This window comes from Micromonospora sp. NPDC002411, assembly GCF_053592955.1.
Window position 1 is genome coordinate 1 of sequence record NZ_JBSFBM010000401.1, and the last position, 5,494, is coordinate 5,494.

The window sequence follows — 5,494 nt, forward strand, 5'->3', positions numbered from 1 at the left end:
CGCGCCTCGCGCCTCGCGCCTCGCGCCTCGCGCCTCGCGCCTCGCGCCTCGCGCCCAAGATCCGCGCAACTTCCGGGATGTTGCTGCCTCCGGCAGGCAGGAGACACCAACATCCCTGATGTTGTGCGGATCCGCCCGCGCCGTCGGCGCGCAGCGACCTGGCCATGCTGCTCGTACTGCTGCTGATCTCGGCCGTGCTACTGGCCTTGCTCGTCTGCTGCGGCGCCGCCTGGCTCTACAACTGATCCCGGCTCGGCCTGGCAGCCGCCGGGGCCCCGCGCGTCGCCGCCGTTGCCGTTCTCAGGCGGCCGCCCGACGTGCACCTGCTGCGCGGGCGTCCGTCGGATAGCCTGTCGCCCATGGAATCCGTGGACGTGGTTCTGGCCGTCGCATGCCTCGCGGCCAGCCTGGCCATGGCCGCCGTGCTGCTCTACCGCAGCCGTGGCGGCACGCAGGTACCCCGGATCTTCGGCCGCCCACAGCCCCTCCCGCGCCTGCGGGCCGCTATGCATCTCTGCCTGGGCCTCGGGCTGGGCGGTGGCTGGCTCGTGAAGGACCTCTTCCCGCCCCACTCCACAGGCGACACGCTGCTGTTCAACGTGGTACGGATCCTGCTCGTGGCTGCCGTCGTGACGGCCCTGCTGAGCGCCTTGCGGCACCCGCGATCCCATTCTGACGGGGCCGCCCGCTAGGGGAAATAGTGTCTCCCCGCAATGGCGAGAACCGTTACGCTGCCCCGGTTGTCGATCAACGGGGGTTGAGCCATGGTGCGTAGATGGATGCTCGTCGGGCTGCTGGTTCTGCTGGCAGGCTGCGACTCGGGCGGCAAGGTCAACCCGGCGCCGGCCCCCGCCGATCCGCTCGCGCAGGTACGCGCCGCAGCCGCCAAGACCGCGGGGGTGCCCGCGCACCTGACGTTGAGCGTGCCCAACGTCGAGGTTGCCGGTGACACTGACCCGGTCGGCAGGACGCTGGCCCTGACGGTTACGACGGGTACCGGCAGCGAGACCATCGAGTCCAAGGTGCGGGTGGTCGGCGACGACGCGTGGATGACGCTGGGCAAGACCTACCTGCCGAACCTCGACCCGACGAAGTTCATCTGGTTCCCGACATCGGACTTCGCCGCAGCGTCACTGCTGCATCTGGGGGACACGTTCGATCCGGCGGGGATCAAGGGCCTCTCTGCGGCGATGACGACCGCCACGCGTACGGGTGAGGGCGTCTACGCCGGCAAACTCGACTTCACAGTGGCGTCACCGGGGGTGTCCCGGGGCCTGCTGCCGGTGACGGCCGAGCAGTTGGAGCGCCACGGTGGCCTGTCGCAGTCGGTGCCGTACGAGGCGTCGGTGGACCCTCAGGGCTACCTGACCGCGCTGACGGTCACACTGCCGACCTTCGCGAGCACCGCCAGGTTCTCCGCGTTCGCCAAGCCGGTCGCGATCGGCAAGCCAGGGGCGACGGAGGTTGTCGAGGTGCCGGACGCGCTGCGGCGCTTCCTGTCGAGGTAGGCGCCACGCCGGTGCCAACGGCGGTTCCCCCGGTGCGACGTCAGTCGTCGTGCCGGGCACCGCGATCGGCTGCGGCCATGTCGCCCGTGGTGGGCGTGCCGTCGGCCAGCCCGTAGCGCAGGTAGACAGTGCCCTTCGCGCTGGCCACCGGCGGTTCGAGAAGCGTGAGGTTCGTGGGCACCTCGCCACCGTCGAACACCTTCTTGCCGACGCCGAGCACGATCGGGTGCACCCACAGGTCCAGACGGTCGAAGAGCTTCTCGCGCAGAAGGGTCTGCACCAGGTTCAGGCTCCCGACGACCTTCACGTGCTCGTGCCGGTTCCGGATCTCGCGCACCGCGCCGGCCAGGTCCGGGCCGAGCTGGGTGGACCCGGCCCACGAGAGGTTGGGCGTGCCCCGGGAGGCCACGTACTTCGGGACGCTGTTGAAGAGCGTGGCGATGTCGTCGTCCTGGCCGCCCTCCTGGTGCGGCCAGTAGGCGGCGAAGATGTCGTACGTCCGCCGGCCGAGCAGGAGAGCGTCGGTGCCTTCGTAAGCTGCCGCGACCTGCGCTCCGGCGACCTCGTCCAGCAGTGGCGCCTGCCAACCTCCGAACGGGAACCCCGCCGGGTCCTCCTCGGGACCGCCGGGCGCCTGCGCGACGAGGTCGAGGGTCGCGAACAGCTCGATGTGGACGAGGCCCATGCCCTACTCCTCACGAGGTGGTTGTGTCGACCCAGAGACTAGACCGGTGCGGGAGCGTGGATCCGTCATCAACCCGCCCGGACGGTGGTGCGTCCGCTGATCAGTCGGCGCAGGGCGTGAACCGGCTCGACCAGCCTTCGTCGGGCCTCCCGTCGAGGGCGAACAGTTCGAAGCCGTTGCCGTCGTGGCTGACGAGCAGCGTGTCGCCGAACTCGTACGGGTCCGGGGCCTCCTTCTCGTGCCGATCCGCGGACGCGCGTTTCCCGAAGTCGAGTCGCACCCACCAGCGGGGGTCGACGTTCTGGTCGCCTTCGTTCTCGTATTCGCTGAGCAGCCACGTGCCGTCCGTTGACGTGGGCTTGCGGCCGTCGAAGTAGGTACGCCAGATGAACTGGTCGGTCCACGTGTGGCTGAGGTCGCGAAGGAGGTGCGAGAGGTAGGTGTCAGACATCGGTTCGACCCGCGACGACCCGTCCTGACGCAGGTCGATGCGGTCGCCGGAGGAGCCGCACCAGGCTCTCGTCAGGTCGGCGTTCGTGGGGATCGGCGGGGGAGTGGCTGGCGTACAGCCGACCGCGAGGGACGCCACCAGGGCCAGCGTGGTCGTCACGGCACCGATCTTGATCCACACGCCGCCTACTCTAGGACCGCCTCTCCAGAGGCCCGATACTCCAGAACCTTTCCACGTCATAGACCTGCCATCGGCGTACGTCTGTGGGAGTCAATTCGGAACCCACCTGGCGGAGTACGTCGAGGCCGCGCTGGTCCTCGCGGAGAGCTAGGCCAGCAGCGGCGTTCAGCCTCGCGGACCGGTGGTCGTCGGTCAGGTGCGCGGTCAGCACCTCGCGAACCGCCGGGGTGTCGATGCCGGACCCGGCCATGGTGAGCAGGGCGCCGGCGCGGACGTGGGCGTCGACGTCCGAAGCGAGGTGGATCAGCGTCGCCAGGACGTCCGGCGGCGTGTCAAATGGGATGAAGGGCAGGTCAGGGCGGTGACCTGCCTGTGGAGGTTCGCCGATGGCTTTGACGAGTTCGCCGGCGACGCGTGCGCGGATCCCTGGGATGGGGTGAGCAGCAAGGTGCAGGATGTCCGTCAGGTCACCGCGGTCGGTGTACTCGGCGAATGCGCCAATCACGCCGTCCAGGGCGATCACATCGTCCTCGGCGCGTAAGCGTGGTCTGAGTACGTCCAGCGCCTGTGCCTTCGAGGGTTGCCCCTGGCAGCCCAGCAGATGCAACAGGTGGGTCGCGAATCGCCTCGTGTCCACCGACGGGTGCGCCACAAGGCCTGCGGCCCAACGGAAAACCTCCTCGGCGTCGCCGCGACTCCACAGGGCGACCTGGGCCTGGCTCCAGTCGCAGGACTCCGGGTCGGCGTAGAACAGGGCACGTGCCAACAACTCGTCGGGCGAGACAGACATGCCGAGCTGTTCTTCGAGGTCGGTGACGATCGCCCGATGCGCGATCTGCGTCTCGGCCTGACGCCCGTCGGCGACGGTCAACCGGATCCGGGTGGCCTGCTGTCGTCCCTGGTCCCTGATCGGGACCTGCACGCGCTCGACGACGGCCGGCTCGTCCTGATGTGCGCCGAGCCTCCGTCGCAGTTCGACCTCCGGGTCGAGGCTCAGCCACGCGCGCGCGATTTCCAACGCAGCGAGCTTCCTGTGCTGGGGCACCTGCTTCCGCCACGACGAACCGCTGTCCAGCAGCTCTCGCAGAACCTCGTACGCGCCGAAGTCGGCCGCCCAGGACACCGGATCGACGCCGTCTTCCCAGGGGCGGGCCGGATCAACTCCGGCGTCGAGCAGATCGGAGACGACATCAGCGTCACCGACGATCGCCGCCGCGCGCAGCAGCCTGCTGCCCTCGTCGCCCGCGAGCGCGTCCTTCGACGTCGTTCGCAACAGCTTCTCGACGGTCGGCGCGTCGCCGGCCTGCACCGCGGCAAGTAGCTGAGCGTCCACGCAGCCATTCTGCCCGAACGGACGTCGGCGACCACAGCAGGCGGACGGCCCCCGCACCGACGCTGGCCGGTTGGTATGCGGCCCGCTACGGAGCGGCCCAGGTCGAGGTGGTCCGCGACCCCTCGGCCGGGCGGGTCCGCGCCGCCGTCGGCGCCGGGATCACCGGCCTGCCCGCCCTTCAGGGCGCACTGACCGCTCGCAGTGGAGCCGGCCTGCTGGGGTTGGCCGTCGCGGCGGCCGCGCCGCTGGGTCGACGGTTGGCGCGGAAGGTCTCCCCGACATGACAGTTCCCCAGGCCCGACCCGCGCCACCAGCCGGTGACGCCACGACGCTGCGGCTCGGGTACGGCACGAACGGCTTCAACAACCATCGCCTCGACGACGCGCTCGCCGTCATCGCCGACCTCGGCTACGACGGGGTGGCGCTCACCCTCGACCACGACTACCTCGACCCGTTCGCGCCCGGCCTCACCCGTCGGGTCGCCGCCGTCAGCCGACGGCTGAACGAGTTGGGGCTCGCTGTGGTGATCGAGACCGGGGCCCGGTACCTGCTCGACCCGTGGCACAAACACGCGCCGACGTTGCTGCACGACGACCCGACCCGACGGATCGAGTTCCTGCGCCGGGCCGTTCGGATCGGCGCCGACCTGGGCGCCGAGGCGGTCTCGTTCTGGGCCGGCGTCCGGCCCGAGACGGTGTCACCGCAGTGTGCCTGGGACCGGCTGGTGGCCGGCTGCGCCACAGTCGTCGACGCGGCCGACACCGCGGGCGTCACCCTCGGCTTCGAACCGGAACCGGGCATGCTGGTGCAGGACATCGCCGACTGGCGTCGGCTGCGTACCGCGCTCGGTGACCCGGCCCGGTTCGGCATCACCCTCGATATCGGCCACTGCCGCTGCCTGGAGCCCTGGCCGGTGCCGCAGTGCGTCACCGCGGTGGCCGCGCACCTGGTCAACGTGCAGATCGACGACATGCGCCGGGGCGTGCACGAACACCTGGAGTTCGGCGTCGGCGAAATCGACTTCCCGCCGGTGCTGGCGGCCCTGGCGGCGGCCGGCTATCGCGGGCTGGTCGCGGTGGAGCTGCCCCGCGACTCGCACGCCGCGCCCGCCGTGGCCGCCCGGTCGATCGAGTTCCTGCGGGCCGCCGCGGCCGCCGCTGGTCACAGTGCTCGCACCCTTTGCTCTGCACCCGCCGAGGCGACACCCGCCGACGCGACAGCCGCCGACGACACCCCGGTGCACTCGATCAGTGCGGGCGCGACCGACGTCAGCTCGTCCCGCAGAGCGACGAGCCGGGAGCCCGCCGCAGTGGCCGCCGCGCCGGACCAACCATCCC

General features: G+C 70.6%; 7 protein-coding genes. 4 read left to right on the plus strand and 3 right to left on the minus strand.

All coding sequences use genetic code 11. From position 1 onward, the window contains the following. Positions 1-359: 359 nt before the first annotated feature. Positions 360-692, plus strand: coding sequence for a hypothetical protein (locus ACWCO3_RS30725; protein WP_450013372.1), 333 nt, complete (start codon positions 360-362; stop codon positions 690-692). A gap of 72 nt (positions 693-764) precedes the next feature. Next, the gene (locus tag ACWCO3_RS30730; RefSeq protein ID WP_145782414.1) at positions 765-1,508 is read left to right on the plus strand and encodes a hypothetical protein; all 744 of its coding nucleotides are present in this window, start codon (positions 765-767) and stop codon (positions 1,506-1,508) included. Positions 1,509-1,548: 40 nt separating this feature from the next. Here ACWCO3_RS30730 and ACWCO3_RS30735 read toward each other — a convergent pair whose 3' ends face one another. The 3 genes from ACWCO3_RS30735 to ACWCO3_RS30745 all read right to left on the minus strand — a co-directional run bounded on the left by ACWCO3_RS30735 (position 1,549) and on the right by ACWCO3_RS30745 (position 4,133). Beyond that, positions 1,549-2,193, minus strand: a complete 645-nt coding sequence (locus tag ACWCO3_RS30735) for a dihydrofolate reductase family protein (protein WP_450013374.1) — start codon at positions 2,191-2,193, stop codon at positions 1,549-1,551. A gap of 100 nt (positions 2,194-2,293) precedes the next feature. Then, positions 2,294-2,824 (minus strand): hypothetical protein, encoded by a 531-nt coding sequence (locus tag ACWCO3_RS30740; protein ID WP_358164497.1) that lies wholly within the window; start codon positions 2,822-2,824, stop codon positions 2,294-2,296. Between the two features lie 10 nt (positions 2,825-2,834). Continuing rightward, a complete protein-coding gene (locus tag ACWCO3_RS30745) occupies positions 2,835-4,133 on the minus strand; it encodes a HEAT repeat domain-containing protein (RefSeq protein ID WP_450013376.1) in 1,299 nt (432 codons plus the stop codon). A 131-nt stretch (positions 4,134-4,264) separates the two neighbouring features. Here ACWCO3_RS30745 and ACWCO3_RS30750 point away from each other — a divergent pair, with 131 nt between their 5' ends. Together ACWCO3_RS30750 and ACWCO3_RS30755 are read left to right on the plus strand one after the other, a co-directional pair. Continuing rightward, entirely contained in the window at positions 4,265-4,441 is a 177-nt protein-coding gene (locus tag ACWCO3_RS30750) for a hypothetical protein (RefSeq protein WP_450013378.1), read from the plus strand. Next, the coding region (locus ACWCO3_RS30755) for a sugar phosphate isomerase/epimerase family protein (protein WP_450013380.1) at positions 4,438-5,494 on the plus strand (1,057 nt) is incomplete at its 3' end. The genes ACWCO3_RS30750 and ACWCO3_RS30755, both read left to right, overlap by 4 nt.